Source organism: Acinetobacter sp. GW821-FHT09D10, from assembly GCF_059416285.1.
Map to the genome: position 1 here is coordinate 929,396 of NZ_JBWKOW010000001.1, position 15,172 is coordinate 944,567.

General features: G+C 37.7%; 13 protein-coding genes. 2 read left to right on the plus strand and 11 right to left on the minus strand.

The features are described 5' to 3' along the window. Nucleotides 1–10 precede the first annotated feature (10 nt). Together eruA and AC07M3_RS04345 are read right to left on the minus strand one after the other, a co-directional pair. Nucleotides 11–3,922 (minus strand): NACHT domain-containing antiphage protein EruA, encoded by a 3,912-nt coding sequence (eruA, locus tag AC07M3_RS04340; RefSeq protein ID WP_494566640.1) that lies wholly within the window; start codon nt 3,920–3,922, stop codon nt 11–13. Between the two features lie 195 nt (nt 3,923–4,117). Continuing rightward, nucleotides 4,118–4,909, minus strand: a complete 792-nt coding sequence (locus AC07M3_RS04345) for a hypothetical protein (RefSeq protein WP_494566641.1) — start codon at nt 4,907–4,909, stop codon at nt 4,118–4,120. A 305-nt stretch (nt 4,910–5,214) separates the two neighbouring features. On the opposite strand from AC07M3_RS04345, the gene AC07M3_RS04350 reads away from it, so the two are divergent. Both AC07M3_RS04350 and AC07M3_RS04355 read left to right on the plus strand, forming a co-directional pair. After that, a complete protein-coding gene (locus AC07M3_RS04350; RefSeq protein WP_494566642.1) occupies nt 5,215–5,655 on the plus strand; it encodes a hypothetical protein in 441 nt (146 codons plus the stop codon). Nucleotide 5,656: 1 nt separating this feature from the next. Next, on the plus strand, nt 5,657–6,238 hold the full coding sequence (locus AC07M3_RS04355; RefSeq protein WP_494566643.1) for a histidine phosphatase family protein: 582 nt from the start codon (nt 5,657–5,659) through the stop codon (nt 6,236–6,238). Nucleotides 6,239–6,368: 130 nt separating this feature from the next. Here the strand turns inward: AC07M3_RS04355 and AC07M3_RS04360 are convergent, their stop codons facing one another. From AC07M3_RS04360 to paaE, 9 genes are all read right to left on the minus strand, one after another. After that, nucleotides 6,369–6,752: a PaaI family thioesterase gene (locus AC07M3_RS04360; RefSeq protein WP_494566644.1), complete on the minus strand. Its 384-nt coding sequence runs from the start codon at nt 6,750–6,752 to the stop codon at nt 6,369–6,371. Nucleotides 6,753–6,829: 77 nt separating this feature from the next. Then, the gene (locus AC07M3_RS04365; RefSeq protein ID WP_199990906.1) at nt 6,830–7,435 is read right to left on the minus strand and encodes a DapH/DapD/GlmU-related protein; all 606 of its coding nucleotides are present in this window, start codon (nt 7,433–7,435) and stop codon (nt 6,830–6,832) included. Continuing rightward, the gene (paaX, locus tag AC07M3_RS04370) at nt 7,422–8,387 is read right to left on the minus strand and encodes a phenylacetic acid degradation operon negative regulatory protein PaaX (protein WP_000062822.1); all 966 of its coding nucleotides are present in this window, start codon (nt 8,385–8,387) and stop codon (nt 7,422–7,424) included. The genes AC07M3_RS04365 and paaX overlap by 14 nt, the downstream gene beginning before the upstream one ends. Before the next feature lie 53 nt (nt 8,388–8,440). Further along, nucleotides 8,441–9,730 (minus strand): phenylacetate--CoA ligase PaaK, encoded by a 1,290-nt coding sequence (gene paaK, locus AC07M3_RS04375; protein ID WP_005041588.1) that lies wholly within the window; start codon nt 9,728–9,730, stop codon nt 8,441–8,443. A 40-nt stretch (nt 9,731–9,770) separates the two neighbouring features. Then, complete coding sequence (pcaF, locus tag AC07M3_RS04380; RefSeq protein ID WP_199990907.1) at nt 9,771–10,979, minus strand: 3-oxoadipyl-CoA thiolase; 1,209 nt, start codon at nt 10,977–10,979, stop codon at nt 9,771–9,773. Between the two features lie 12 nt (nt 10,980–10,991). After that, nucleotides 10,992–12,530, minus strand: coding sequence for a 3-hydroxyacyl-CoA dehydrogenase (locus tag AC07M3_RS04385; RefSeq protein ID WP_199990908.1), 1,539 nt, complete (start codon nt 12,528–12,530; stop codon nt 10,992–10,994). Between the two features lie 2 nt (nt 12,531–12,532). Continuing rightward, the gene (paaG, locus tag AC07M3_RS04390) at nt 12,533–13,324 is read right to left on the minus strand and encodes a 2-(1,2-epoxy-1,2-dihydrophenyl)acetyl-CoA isomerase PaaG (RefSeq protein ID WP_092705342.1); all 792 of its coding nucleotides are present in this window, start codon (nt 13,322–13,324) and stop codon (nt 12,533–12,535) included. After that, complete coding sequence (locus AC07M3_RS04395) at nt 13,324–14,097, minus strand: enoyl-CoA hydratase-related protein (RefSeq protein WP_092705341.1); 774 nt, start codon at nt 14,095–14,097, stop codon at nt 13,324–13,326. The genes paaG and AC07M3_RS04395 overlap by 1 nt, the downstream gene beginning before the upstream one ends. 9 nt (nt 14,098–14,106) lie before the next feature. Next, complete coding sequence (gene paaE, locus AC07M3_RS04400) at nt 14,107–15,168, minus strand: 1,2-phenylacetyl-CoA epoxidase subunit PaaE (RefSeq protein ID WP_494566645.1); 1,062 nt, start codon at nt 15,166–15,168, stop codon at nt 14,107–14,109. Nucleotides 15,169–15,172: the final 4 nt, after the last annotated feature.

Consider the following 15,172-nt stretch of genomic DNA (forward strand, 5'->3'; position numbering starts at 1 on the left):
TTTAAATTGTTTAATTTAATCTTTCAATATCTAAAACCACTATTTCAATTTGACCAGTTTTTGCTGCTTGGCTACTTTCAATCAACATTGCCTTTAGCTGTTCAGCAGTAGTAGGAATAAGTTTTCCCTTACCTCGGCTTTTTAACTTCTTATTATCAGTCCTTGGACCAAACCATAGCACAAGATAGATGCCTCTACCCTCAGCACGCCAGTCTTGTACATATAGTTTATTGAGCTGATTATCCGCACCTGTCCACAATTCAGGATGCCATTGCCCTTTTACTTCAATTGGCAAACGTAATTGCCCTACAGTGCATCCTATATCAGCTTCTTTATCATCAGCTTCATGAACTTCCACTTCATAAACTACTTCGTTACTTCCTTGTCGGAGCAATCCTACTAAATGATCTCGACAGCGCTCTTCTTTATATGGTTTAGCATTATCATCATAAAAACCACGCCAAGATTCTGCATCATCACTTCGGATTTTAGCTTGAACTATAGCTAGTTCTTCTAGAATAAAAGCTTGTAAATCAGAGATGGACTGAGGTGGTAAATCTTCTGAAATCGCTTTAATTTGTTCAATTGTAGGAGGAGTATATAAACTCTCAACTCGTATTTGCTTTTGTTCATACTGTAAAGTTTTAATAAAATCTGTATAACTATCTTGCTCTGCCTTCTTTAGTCTCTCTAATGCTCTACAGGCTTCATCACTAGGATTTTTAGCTATCTGGCCAATAATCCCTTTAAGAAAATCAGTTGCATCCCAAGGTTGCCTATTACCCGAAAACCCGCCCCTAGGGTAGCCTACATTAGGATAAGTAGTCCGAAATGTAGTCATTATCCATTCCAATAAATTAACTTTTAATTGAAGGTTTGTTTTATTTAGCCTATCTCTAATAGTCCAAATAAAATCAGGGTCACTTAATATATTCTCAAATTGTTTAACCGTTTTTTCAAAATCTAAAATTAAACCAATAGTAATCCAATTTCTCTGCTGATCAATATTGTCAACTTTTATACGTTGCCATAAATTTTGTTTTATAAAGTCTATTTCACCGTTATTGAGCAAACTATTTACTATTTCCAATTCTGGATCAATAGGAATAAGTGGAAATTTATCCATCCATCGTTTAGCTAAATCAATATTGAATTTTTTATACTTCGCACCATTCAGAATGTTAGCTAAACCTTGAATATGAGTAAATCTGCTTTGAAATAGGGGTTCATAAAATAATTGTAGTGCTTCTTCTAAACGTCCACGTCTTATCAACTCATTTTCAATTTCTTCGTATACTTCCGGAATTTTCACATCTTGGTCATATCGATGATTCATTAATATAAAATAACCAGCAAATAAACGCTCATCAGGTAAATCATATAAGCCAATATTTTTTCGAACACGCTCTACCAATGCCGCAATGAGGATAAAGCATTCATTATAAATCCTACCTTCTTTTCTAATTTCCAGAATATCTTCAACCTTTACTTTGGGGGTACTATTCGTCAGAAAGTTTTCAAACCCTTCCATACAAATATTTGTTATTTCATCCCCTAGCCACGCTGCAATACTTTGGTGAGGTACATTTTTACTATCAATATCATTTAATCTTTTTAAGTATGCTTTTGCAGGATTCAGAAGCAGCTTATAGTTACCTTTACGCAATAACTCACTATTTTCATGATAAAATTTCTGTTCTTTAGCTTGAAGTTCTTTCTGCTTCTTTTCTAGCTCTTGTTTAACTAAATTATTTTTAATTTCCCAATCTTCTAATTCTCTAATAAAAATTTGCTCTAACCATATTTTATCTTGTACGTTCCCTCTCGTAAAAGGCAGTGCTACATTACGAACCTTTTGACCACTCTCACCATCATGTTTTACTAACTGAACAATGTCTTTCCAACGCTTATCCCTAGGATTAGCTAAGAACATATTTTCTAATAATAAAATAACATCGTTTTCATTCGGTATAAGACCTAATGATGCTTGAGAAAGATTTCGAGCTCGTTGCCCTATAAGGTTTTCATTAGTATGTTCAAGAAGTACAAAGTTCTGTATTTTTTGCCTTAATAAATCATTGGTTCGAAAAAAGTTTTCTAATTCTTTTATTTTTTCATTATTGTAACCGTAGCTATAATCAAATACTTCAAGCCATCCCCATAATTTTTCAATTAAAATTGATTTAAAATTAAGAACTCTTAATATTAAATGAGAAAGAAGATTCTTTATTTCATATCTTTCATCATGTTGAAATTTTTTTTCTTCTGATTTTAAATATTCTACAAAAGTATCAAGAAAATTTTCTATTTGACTATCAGGTAGATCAATTTCGATGAACCAAAGTGGTCCCGAAACAGTTTCTTCAGTTTTTAAGTATAAAAAAGCTAAAGTGGCTATTAGTTTACTATCAATTTTGTTATATCCAATATCTTGTAGTAACTCTAAAGCTAGTCGAAATGATGATTCATCATTAAATTTAGAGAGACTAAGATAAATTTCTTTCCAATCAATTAGTTGCTTTTGAATTGATAATGCTTCACCAGCAGCTTTACGAATCGCATACTCTATCTCAGTCTCTAAAACTAACTTCTTTAAAACTTCAATGAAATAAGCTGGTAATTGAAACGACTGAATAGATTCAAGTAAAAAAATTCTAAATATAAAAGAAATTTCATAATTTAAAAGAATATCTTTAATTTGGCTTAAAATAACTGGTGTAGTGAAAGCCCGAATCTGATAGCTATTTCGTTTATAAAACCTAGGATTATTTTCTGCTAAGTTTTCTATACTAGACAATAAAACTTTAGCTTGTTCTACTGAAAGATTATCGACATCCCCATATTCTAATATTCCGATTGGATCGAATTTAATAACTTCGAAAGCTAAATTATGGTCCATAATTAACCATGCATGTATACCACGTAGATTAGCAGGAACAAGCTCATATGCATGAAAAAAAGATAGAAGACGTTTTCTTTTACGTCTCGTATTTGCTTGTTTAATTAGCCATTTAGCACCTAAAAATTCTCCTATCCTACGATGTAGATAGGTAAAGCGTTCAACACCATTAGCTTTAAATAAGCGAGAACCAATTACATTTTCAATGTACTGCCCTTGTGTAAGACTTTTTATTTCACTTATTGGTAATTCCCCATCATCAATTTTGTGTAGAGGCTTTCTAGTAATAGCTTCATTTGCTGACAATATTAAACTTCCAAAAGCAGCTCCAGCTACTTCAAGTTCAGTTTCTTTAGATAGTTGTCTTTCTATCTTCTGTTCAGAATGTTCAATTCTTAGTAAATTAACTGCTTCGTCAAACAGTTGAGTTAATGTCTCAGGTAGTTGAGTGGATCTAGCAACTTCTGAAATCAAATTTAATGTTTGTGGATTACCCAATAGCCCTTCTAAGCCGAGGTTCACAAAATGATCCACAACTTTCAACGCTTGCTCATTTCCTATTTTTTCACTTAAGAAATCATTCATATCACTTTGAGAGAAAGGATTTAAATGAAGTTCTAATGGTTCAATATTATATTGTTCTTTAATTGCTACTAAACCAGTAGCACTACGCCAATCTGCTACACGACATGACAAAACAAACTGTGGATAATCAAGTTCTCCTAATTTTTGCAAAATTAAATCGATACCATCGCCATCCTTAGATGAACCCCACTCATCTAATGCATCGATTACAAGAATTTTTTTATTATTTAGCAAAGTATTAGGTTTGTGACGACGAAGTAACTGTCGAGCAGTACAATATGCAAAATTCTCTAAACTTCCTAACCACTCAAGCAGGCAAGATTTTCCCATACCTGCCTCCCCTAGAATAACTAAAGAGTTATCTATATTTGGTAAATCTTCTTGAGTTAATTGCACATACTCTTTTTCATCTTGATACCATAAAGTCCGTTTAATCATTTATCTTTTGAGCACCTAATTTTTGGCATATCTTGTAAGAAAAATCTAATCATATACTAGATAAAAACAAAAGCACCTATCATTGACTGTGGATTCAGCTATTTAGAATAAAACTAAATTAAATTTTCAATCAAATAAAATGATTAAACCTCACAAAAAAATAGTCTATCGATGACAGACTATTTTTATAAACTATTAATCTTCTATTTTTTTTACTATAACTTTAAGATTCTGTCCACTTCCTTCCATAATTGAAAAATAATTATTTGCGTGTAATCTAGTTTTTTTATCCTTATCAATCTTCGGGTAATTATATAAATACTGATAATCTACATAATAAGCAACATATCGAATAGATGGATAAAATGAAGATTGGTGGTTAATAATAAATTGAAACACTCCCATCAATAATAGACTATTAATAGCAAAAACTAAAAAATGCAAAAAAACCCCATGATCAATATTACTTTTATAAGTAACATTAGCTTTACCTAGTATTACTAAAAATGGATGAATAAAAACATATAGATAGTTCTTTAAAATTATCAACATCAAATATAAAAAAATCCCTAAATAAATTATAAAAAAAATAATAAATGTAAATACTATTGCTGCTGGAATATAACAAAGAAGTACTAATAAGTGTAAGGTAAGACTAAAATCTTCAGCTGGCAAACCAAAACTTTGTACAACTAAGTCCTGAGCGTGAACATTTGAAAACCACAATATAAAAAAGTTAACAATACTAAATACAAATATATAAAACGGTTTTCCTTTTATTTTATTCTTATAAAAATCAATTGCCCATATTATAAAACCTACCTCAATAATAAAAATACCAGCTATTAAAATCACTTGTGAATAAATTAATTTATGACACAAAACATATATTATTAATAACATCATACCTAATAAGTAACTCTTATAATATTTTTTTTGCTTCAATTTATTTAACGAAAAATCCACACCAACCTCACACACTTTCATAAAAATAAAATCAATAAGTTAAAAAAGCCAACTCACAACCACCTTAAGATACCAAGTTATTATAATATATTTTATATTGATAGATTTTTAATTTATTTTAAACAATGAGGGCTATACTCAATATTTAATAACCAATACTATTTTATTTAGTCTTGTCATTTCAGTTTTATAATAAAATTAATTCTTCATACAACTTATATCAAAAATTTAATAATGATAAATTTCTTGAGTTGAATGCACTCCGATATGTAGCATACGGTTTAATATGCTAATTTTAGTCAACCTCTTATGTAATATTTAAAACTATGGAAAGAAACGAATACCAAGAAGATAAATATAGAAAGTTCATTTATTCGAGTAAAAGACGTATTCAGCGAAGAGTTCTACAACTAGAAAAAGTTACGGCTGAGGCCATTCATAACTATATTCAGCTCAACTACAAAGATGAATGGTTTGAAAGCAACTTTTCAATTTTAAGTTGTTGGAAATTCTCTAAAAAAGACTTTGATAACACAGACAAATTTTGGTGTGATGCCATTTATTTCGAAAACTTTCATATAGAAAATGAACGAGTATTTACTTTTAATGGACACGCGTGGATTGGCTTGGTAAGCAATGTTGGATCAGAATGGAAAGTTCCAGTCTCAGGCAAATTTTGTATAAGTTCGAATGGGAAAACTGTAAAAAGCTATACCTTAACTTTTTACAATGAAAGTCAGGAATTAGTTTTATCAAAACGGAATTAATATGAGCATTTTTCTGATCCGACATGCTGAAAGTGAAGCCAATATTAATGGAAAAACACTTTTACATGCTTCAATTGCTTTAAGTGAAAATGGGCATAAACAAGCTCAAGCACTCTGCTCAAAACTGCCCGAGATTGATCATGTGATTGTGTCTCAATATTTGCGTACACATCAAACCGCCCTTCCACTCTTAGAAAAATATAATCTCAATTTTGAAGTAGATGAACATTTGCATGAGTTTAGCTATTTGTCTGAGCGTAAATGCGCCAATACCAATATGGATGACCGTAAAGCTTGGGTAAATGCCTATTGGGAGAAAATGGATTATCAGCATAAAGATGCCGATGATGCAGAGTCTTTTGAAGATCTATATATGCGGGTTCAAGCTTTCCATGAGAAGTTAAAGGTATTGACTAAAACTTATGCCCAAAAGAATTTGGCTGTGTTTAGTCATGGACAGTTTTTACAGCTTTTGATAATGCAAATACAACAACCTCAACCAATTTCAAAAGATTTAATGCGGCAATTTAGATACAATCTGGTTTATCAACCAATTAGAAATACTCAGATTTTTACTTATTGAACTGAAGTGCATTCATAAAGGTTGCACGGACTATTCACTTAACGGAATTAACGTATGCCTTAATCATTTTGGCTATAAGTTGAGTAACTGATAAGTTCTGCTCTGAATCTAACGACCTCATAAACGCATCTTACGGCGCAAGCCTATAACATGTAGATGTAAACAAAGCGACCCTATTATTCAAACCGTCTGTTATCACCACTTCATAATGCGCGAATTTTTTACTACTTCCGACCTTGGTTGCTGTTGCAAATAAAACCCTATCTTTCGCACCGCTCATATAGCGAATATCAGCCTGTAGGCCAGTATATGGCGCATCCCCTGCATTACAAGCCATCGCAAAAGCAATATCGGCTAAAGAAAATATGACGCCGCCATGCACGCCACCCAATGCATTCATGTGCTCGTCTTTCACATTAAGCTGACAACGCGCTTGATCAAAACTGCGATGCAGCACTTGAACACCTAATAGCTCTGCGAATTGATCAACCGCAGTATTTTCCATTATTTGCACAGACGTCTCCCTACTCGTGCGAGTATTCCTTAAGTGTTATGAACTCATGGGTATTGAAATCGACTGATTAAAAGCCGTTAAACACTATCTTGTTTAATCTGATAGTTTGAAGAATTAAAGTCCTTATAGGTCAGGCGGTCATCCAACTCTGAGCTTAAAGGCTGAACTTCTTGCATTGAGTTTAAGCAGCGCTGTGCAAGTTCAATGTACTCTTGCGTGCCTCTAGTTTTCCACTTTTTTTCTTGTTCTGATAAATCACGTGCCACCTTGGCAGGACTACCCATTACCAATACATTTGCCGGAATTATATCTTTGGTTTTAACCAAACTATTTGCACCAATAATGGTGTTTTCACCAATTTCAGCATAGTCCAAAATTACGCTGTTCATGCCGACCAAAACATTTTTTCCAATACGGCAACCATGTAAAGTTGTGCCATGCCCAATGTGCCCCATTTCTTCAACTAACGTCACACTTTGCGGAAAACCATGTACGGTGCAGCTATCTTGTATATTGGCATTTTGCTTAATATGAATACGACCAAAATCGGCACGCAATGAAGCAAATGGCCCCACATATACGCCCGCTTCAATAATCACATCACCAATTAAAACAGCGGTTGGGTGTACAAAAGCCTCTGGACTTACGACTGGAATAACACCGTCAATACTATAACAAGGCATGATTTAACCTCTCATTTGTCGCAACCAAACCTCCGAAACGGCGCCAATAATGTGCTGTGGCATTTGGCATAGGCCCTTCTGCTGTTGCAGCAACAGACAAGAAGTATTCATCGGCAGGTTCAAATACTTTTTTATAAATGTTCATTGATAATGTTCGTGCACTAATTGCAGGCCAATCAGTTGGTAACAATTCAAGCGGTAATGCAGGGTCTTTCAATAAAATCCGTCGATAATAATGAATCAGCAAAGTTCGAATTTGGAAGGCTTGAACAGGTTCGAGTTGTTCGTTTTCCTGCATCAGCAACACGCCAATTTCTCTAAAAATATCGAGAAACTGTAAATATCTTTGGCGTAATTCATCGATTGGCCAGTTGGTTCTGAGCATGCGACCAATGGTATCGACCGAATTATTAAAGAGCTGCAAGGTTTCGGCTTTAAACACCACCACTTGCTCACTCATATTTAAGTCAACCAACAACCGTTGCAGTTCAATACGGTTACAACCCGGATAGGCCATTAAGTTTGTCGAAATATTGGCAAACCCTAACCATTCGAGTTCTTTCTTTAGCAACGCTTTATTTTCAGTGTCGAGGCTAGACATCAAAATAAGATCCCAATAATGGTCCCACTCTTTCATCTGGTCGTTATAAATACGTTGCTCGGCTTGCAAATACGTCGAACGGCTTGAATCGGTAATGCGATAAAAACTGGTTCTGCCGATTTTGTCTGAACATAACCAATCATTTTTAACTAAACGAAAAACAGAAGTTCTTACAGCACGGTCATTAAAACCAAATAGCTCTAATAACTGAATCAGGCTTGCAAGACTAATGTTTCCACCCCGATGAAGTACTGAATCTCCAAAAATTGTCGAAATAAGCGAAGTTCCACTTAAGGTCTCATTCTTTACAACAGAATCAATTATTTGCTGTATTTTTGCACTCATACTCATGTCTTGGCGTTTAGTTTCAGGGTATAGATTCTATACCCTGAATGATCTTGATGTTAAGCAATCTGACGCATATCGATTACCCGCTTTGCCTTACCTTCCGAACGAGGTAAGGTCGCTTCTGTAACAACTTCTACAGTAACGCTAATCCCAATCATGGTTTTAATGCGTTTCATCAACTCCTGAGCAAGTTGATTGGCCTGTATAGTACAGTTATGACACATCTCTGTACGAATATGCAAAGTATCCATATGTCCTTTTTTAGTCACCAAAATTTCATAATTTGGAACTAAATGCGGAACTTGCAAAATTTGCTCTTCAATTTGAGTTGGGAAAACATTCACGCCGCGAATAATGAGCATGTCATCACTACGGCCCACAATTTTATCCATCTTACGCATCGCCAGATTTTCTCCCGCTAACAAACGGGTCAAATCACGGGTACGGTAACGAATAATCGGTAAGCCTTCTTTGGTAATGGTGGTAAAAACTAACTCGCCAAGTTCGCCATCTTTACAGACTTCACCCGTTTCAGGGTTAATAATTTCTGGATAGAAATGATCTTCCCAAATGGTTAATCCCTCGCCCTCGCCTAGGCATTGCATGGCAACACCCGGTCCCATCACCTCAGACAAACCATAAATATCGAGTGCTTTAATATTGAGGCGTTCTTCAATTTCACGGCGCAGTTCGTTGGTCCACGGCTCGGCACCAAAAATACCGACTTTTAAAGAAGTATTACGTGCAGTACCAAATTGTTGTTCCAGCTTTTCAATAATACTTACGCAATATGATGGCGTAACCATAATTGCAGTAGGTTTAAAGTCTTGAATGAGCTGAACTTGCTTTTCAGTTTGCCCGCCAGACATTGGAATAACGGTTGCACCTAAACGCTCAGCGCCATAATGTGCACCGAGGCCACCTGTAAACAGTCCATAGCCATAAGCGACCTGAATCATATCTTTAGCAGTTAAACCTGCCATGCGTAAGCAACGCGCAACGATATCTGACCAAGTGTTAATATCTTTTTGGGTATAACCCACTACAGTCGGTTTACCCGTTGTGCCTGATGAAGCATGTAAACGCACAATTTGCTCTTGCGGTACGGCAAACATTCCAAACGGATAGTTGTCTCTTAAATCCTGTTTGGTGGTAAATGGAAACTTTGCCAGATCGTCTAAAGTCACGAAGTCATCAGGATGTACACCTGCTTCATCGAACTTTTTCTTATACACCGGACTATTTTCATATACAAAAGTCAGGGTTTGTTTTAACCGTTTAGTTTGCAGCTCTCTAAGCTCTGCAAGTGTTAATTGCTCAACATTATCCGTTGTAAGGCTGTCCATCGCCTCTCTCCTCATTATGTAATTTTAAAAACCGTCTGAATTAATTTAAGTTTTCCAAAATCAGTGCGACGCCTTGTCCAACACCTACACACATCGTGCACAGTGCATAGCGTCCACCTCGTTTTTTTAGCTCACGTGTTGCCGTAATGACTAAGCGTGTACCACTCATACCGAGCGGATGTCCGAGTGCAATCGCACCGCCATTTGGGTTCACGCGTTCATCGTCATCTTTTAGACCAAGTTCACGCATACAAGCTAAAGATTGGGCTGCGAATGCTTCGTTCAGTTCAATCACATCCATCTGATCTAGCGTTAAACCTGTCTGCTTTAAAATTTTCTGTACCGCTGGAACAGGACCTATACCCATATATTTGGGTTCAACACCCGCACTTGCAATGCCAATTACTCGTGCTAAAGGTTTTAAACCATGTGCATCTGCAAATCCACGGTTAGTAATTAACACACATGCAGCACCGTCATTTACACCAGAGGCATTTCCGGCAGTCACCGATCCACCTTCTTTCTTAAAAGGCGCTTTTAGTTTTGCGAGTGCTTCAAGTGTCGTTTCACGCGGATGTTCATCACGGTTCACCACCACCACGTTTTTCTTACGGTCTACAATCTCGACAGGCAAAATCTCATCGTTAAAAAAACCGTTTTGTTGTGCCGCAGCCGTTTTTTGTTGGCTACGCAATGCAAAAGCATCTTGGTCTTCACGATTAATCTGGTATTTTTCAGCTACATTTTCGGCAGTTTCCGGCATGCTGTCTGTGCCGTATTGTGCTTTAAGTTGCTTATTTACAAAGCGCCAGCCAATGGTGGTGTCATAAATTTCAGGGGTTCGGCTAAACGCTTCAGTCGGTTTAGCTTGTACAAATGGCGCGCGGCTCATCGACTCAACACCACCTGCCAAAACGAACTGTGCTTCGCCTGCTTTAATTGAACGTGCCGCAAGGCCTACCGCATCTAAACCAGAGGCACATAAACGATTGACGGTCATCGCTGGGACTGTATCAGGTAAGCCAGCCAACAGTGTTGCCATACGTGCAACGTTACGGTTGTCTTCACCTGCCTGATTGGCACACCCTAAAAACACTTCGTCTACAGTATTCCACGGTAAGTTCTGGTGTTTATCTTTTAAATATTTGATGGGCAATGCAGCTAAATCATCTGCACGTACAGCACTTAGGGCACCTGCATATCGTCCAATTGGGGTACGAATAAAATCGCAAATTAAAACGTCTTCCATGTTGACTCCTGATTATGCAAATTCGGTCATATCACGTGAATATTGAGTAGCAATGTTTTGAGTTTTCGCTACATATTGCTTGAGGTAGATACTCGCGCGATATTTTTCCTCTCCATACAGTGCATATAAGTTATTTAAGGTTTGGAGCACATAAGCGCCGCCCATTTGTGTCAACCACTGGTAAGGACCTTTAGGATAATTCACTCCATATTTCATGGCATTATCAATATCTTCCAGACTCGCAACACCATGTAAACTTGCTTCGCAGGCTTCATTAATGAGTAAAGCGATGGTACGTAAGGTTAACAGTGCCGGATGGTCTTTAATCCACATCACGCTCATGCCAAATTGCGCAAAGTAAGCTTCAACTTTAGCTAGATCACTTGCTTCACAAAGCTCGTTATGACTGAGTACTAAAGCCTCTGCCTGCTCAAAATCATGGTGCCAATCCATTAAAACCACTTTACGGCTTAGGTAATGAATATTGGCTGATTCACCTTGGCTTAAACGTAAGTCGATATCATCAATTTGAAGAATATTGTCGTCGCTCGCAGATCCGCTTTTTAAACTTAAACGCGTTAAAAACGCAGGTAGCTGAGACCAAGCACCTTTGAGCTGAATATGTGCATCGACTGGTTTGGCAATCACAGCTTTAGGCTGAAATGTCTCGTACTGATTTTTTTCGTTATAGCGATAAAAGCCCTGTTTTGACTTACGGCCCCAAGCGCCCGCATCGACTAATTCTTTTTGAATCAGGCTTGGACGGTAGCGTGGCTCGTAAAAAAACTCTTGATAAACGCTTTGCGTTACCGAAAAGTTAACATCTTGCCCAATAAGGTCGGTAAGTTCACACGGTCCCATCGCAAAACCGCCACATTGCTTTAAGGCATAGTCTAGCTGGTCGTAGCTAGTGACTTGTTCTTGCAGTGCTCTAAAACCTTCTGCATAAAACGGACGTGCAATTCGGTTTACAATAAAACCAGGAGTCGACTTGGTGAGTACAGGAATTTTTTTCCAGCCGATCATCAAGTTTTTTAAAGCCAAACATAGGCTATTTGGTGTTTTTAAGCCTTGCACAATTTCGACCAGTTTCATCACTGGCGCAGGGTTAAAAAAATGTAAACCCACTACGCGCTCAGGGTGAGCAATGCCAGCCGAAATTGCAGTCACTGAAATTGAAGAGGTATTGCTTGCAAAAATGGTTTGCGCACTACAAATTTCAGCAAGTTGTTTAAATAAAGATTGTTTAACTTCTTTTTTCTCAACGACCGCTTCAATGACCAAGTCAGCATCACGTAGCGCTTCAACTTGATTAACCACAGTTAAACGCGCTAAGGCTTCATCAGCTTGCTGTTGTGTGAGCTTGCTCTTTTCAACCAGCTTTTTAAAAGTCTGCTCCAAGCCCTCAACGGCTTGTTGTGCTTTTTGAGCGTCCAGATCATATAAAATGGTCGAGTGTCCATTGACGATGGCTAACTGGGCAATGCCGATGCCCATGGTGCCAGAACCAATTACGGCAATTCGGGCGTGAGATAAGTCTAAATCTGTCATGCTTAGCGCCCTTTAAAATTTGGTTCACGTTTACTCATAAAGGCTTGTACACCTTCACGATAATCTTCCGAGCGTCCAGCAATACGTTGTAAGTCACGCTCTAATAGCACTTGCTCATCAAAGGTGTTATTGCTTGATTGATGAATTGCTTTTTTAATAAGAGATAAACCGAAAGTAGGCTGTTTCGCTAAACGTTCTGCAAGTTCCGTGACTTTTGTTTTAAGCTCGGCATCTTCTACAACATCCCAAATCATGCCCCATTCTTTTGCTGTTTCTGCTGGTAGCTTGTCACCTAACAAAGTCAGACCCATAGCACGCGCATGGCCTACAGCACGTGGTAAAAACCATGTACCCGCCGAGTCTGGAACTAAACCTAAGCGGCAAAATGCTTGTACAAAGTTTGCCGATTTAGCTGCAATCACCAAGTCACACGCCAACGCAATATTTGCCCCTGCGCCTGCTGCCACACCATTTACGGCGCAAATCACAGGCTTTGGCATATTTACAATCGCTTTAATGAGCGGGTTATAGTAAGTTTCAATGGAATATCCTAAATCTGGAGCTTCAGCATTTGGGTCTACTACACGATCACCTAAATCTTGGCCTGCGCAAAAGCCTCGGCCTTCGCCACTAATCACAACACAGCGAACATCCGGATTTTTGCTCCACAGGTTTAAAACCTCAGCAACTTCACGGTGCATATCGACGTTAAAGCTATTCAGTGCTTTTGGGCGGTTAAATGTCAGGTAGCCAACACCATTTTTTTCTTCAGCAATAATATTTTGATAGTCCATCACTCACCTCTAAACACTGGCTTTCTTTTCTCAAAAAAAGCATTAATCCCTTCGTTTCGATCTTTTGTAGCCGCCAGCCAGACAAAGTTTTGACGTTCAAACTTGAGTCCCTGACTTAAAGTCGTTTCATGAATACTTTTAATTGACTGTTTAATCACGCGAATCGCTAAAGGCGCTTGTTTCGCAATTTTGGCTGCAAGTTGAATAGCATATTCAACGGTTAATTCAGTCGGTACAACCTGACTGCAAATAGCATGTTGCTCTGCTTGTTTTGCCGAAATCATCTCACCTGTCATGGCCCAGCGCATGGTGAGTTGTTGCCCAACCAAGCGCGCCAAACGCTGTGTTCCGCCTGCACCCGGCAACATGCCAAGACCAATTTCAGGTAAAGCAAAACGGGCATTTTCACCACAAATCACCATATCTGAATGCAAAACCAACTCAAACCCAGCGCCTAAGGCATAGCCATTGACGGCGGTAATGAGCGGCTTACTAAAAGCATCAATTTTTTGCCAAAGCTTCGGACGAATATCGAGTTGCAAAGTGACAGCGTCCATAGCAGCCAACTCGCTAAGATCTGCCCCAGCCGCAAAACATTGAGCGTTACCCGTTAAAACCACCGCTTTGACTTGAGTATTATGTTCAGCTTTTTCGAGCAACTCGCATAAACATTGCAATGTTGCATTGTTTAAAGCATTTCTTTTTTCTGGACGGTTTAGTGTTAATAACAAAACACCGTCAGCTGCTGTGCTGGCTTTAATCAACTCTTGCATGAGAGGCCTCTATTCATCAAAACTCAAACGAACATTGGAGCCTTTTGGTAAGGTCTGGCAACTGAGTACATAGCCCCTTTCGACTTCATCTTTTTCAAGACTATAGTTAAGGAACATATCCACCTCACCAGAAACAACCTTACAACGACAGGTCGCACACACCCCACCTTTACAGGCATACGGTAAATCAGCACCCGCACGTAAAGCCGCATCAAGAATACTTTCATCATCCTGAGCCACAGAAACAATCAGCTCACGACCATCTAAAATGATGTTTACTTTTTCTTCTTTACGGTTTGCATCAGCTTCAGCGCTACGTTTACGAGCCTGCCCTGTATGGAAACGTTCAGTGTGAATTTTCTCTGCTGCAATCCCATAATTTGGCAAAGTGCTTTCTACAGCATTCATCATTTCGTCTGGACCACAGGCAAAAACATGGTCAAAACTCGTTTCAAGCACATCAAAATCAAAAAGTTGTTTTAGCTTTTCTGCATCAATACGACCATTCATCAATTCACTGTCGTTGAACTCACGAGAAAAAATATTGATGAGTTGAAAACGTTCTTTGAACTGATCTTTCAAATCCATAATTTGCTCGGCAAACATGGTTTGTTTCCATGAACGATTGCCATAAAGCAACGTAAATTTAGCTTCAGGTTGTTCAAACAAAACTTGCTTAACAATCGACAAAATTGGGGTAATACCACTGCCCGCAGCAACGCCTAAAAAGTTTTGTCCGCCAACCTTTGCTGCTTTTTGAAAAAACACGCCTTGTGGTGGCATCACTTCAAGCACATCACCTACTTTTAAATGGTCATTTGCCCAATGTGAAAATTGACCCTGATCAATTTTTTTAACCGCAATACTGATGTCTTCTTTGCCAGCATAGCTACAAATTGAATAACAACGGCGGATTTCACCAGCTTCAGTTAAATGGCGAATGGTTAAGTGTTGCCCCGGTTGAAATTGAAATTGTTCTTGTTGTTCAGGCACAACGTCAAATGCAATACAAATTGCCTGATCGGTTTGAGGCGTAATACTTTTTACTTTTAATGGTACAAATTGGCTCATGGCT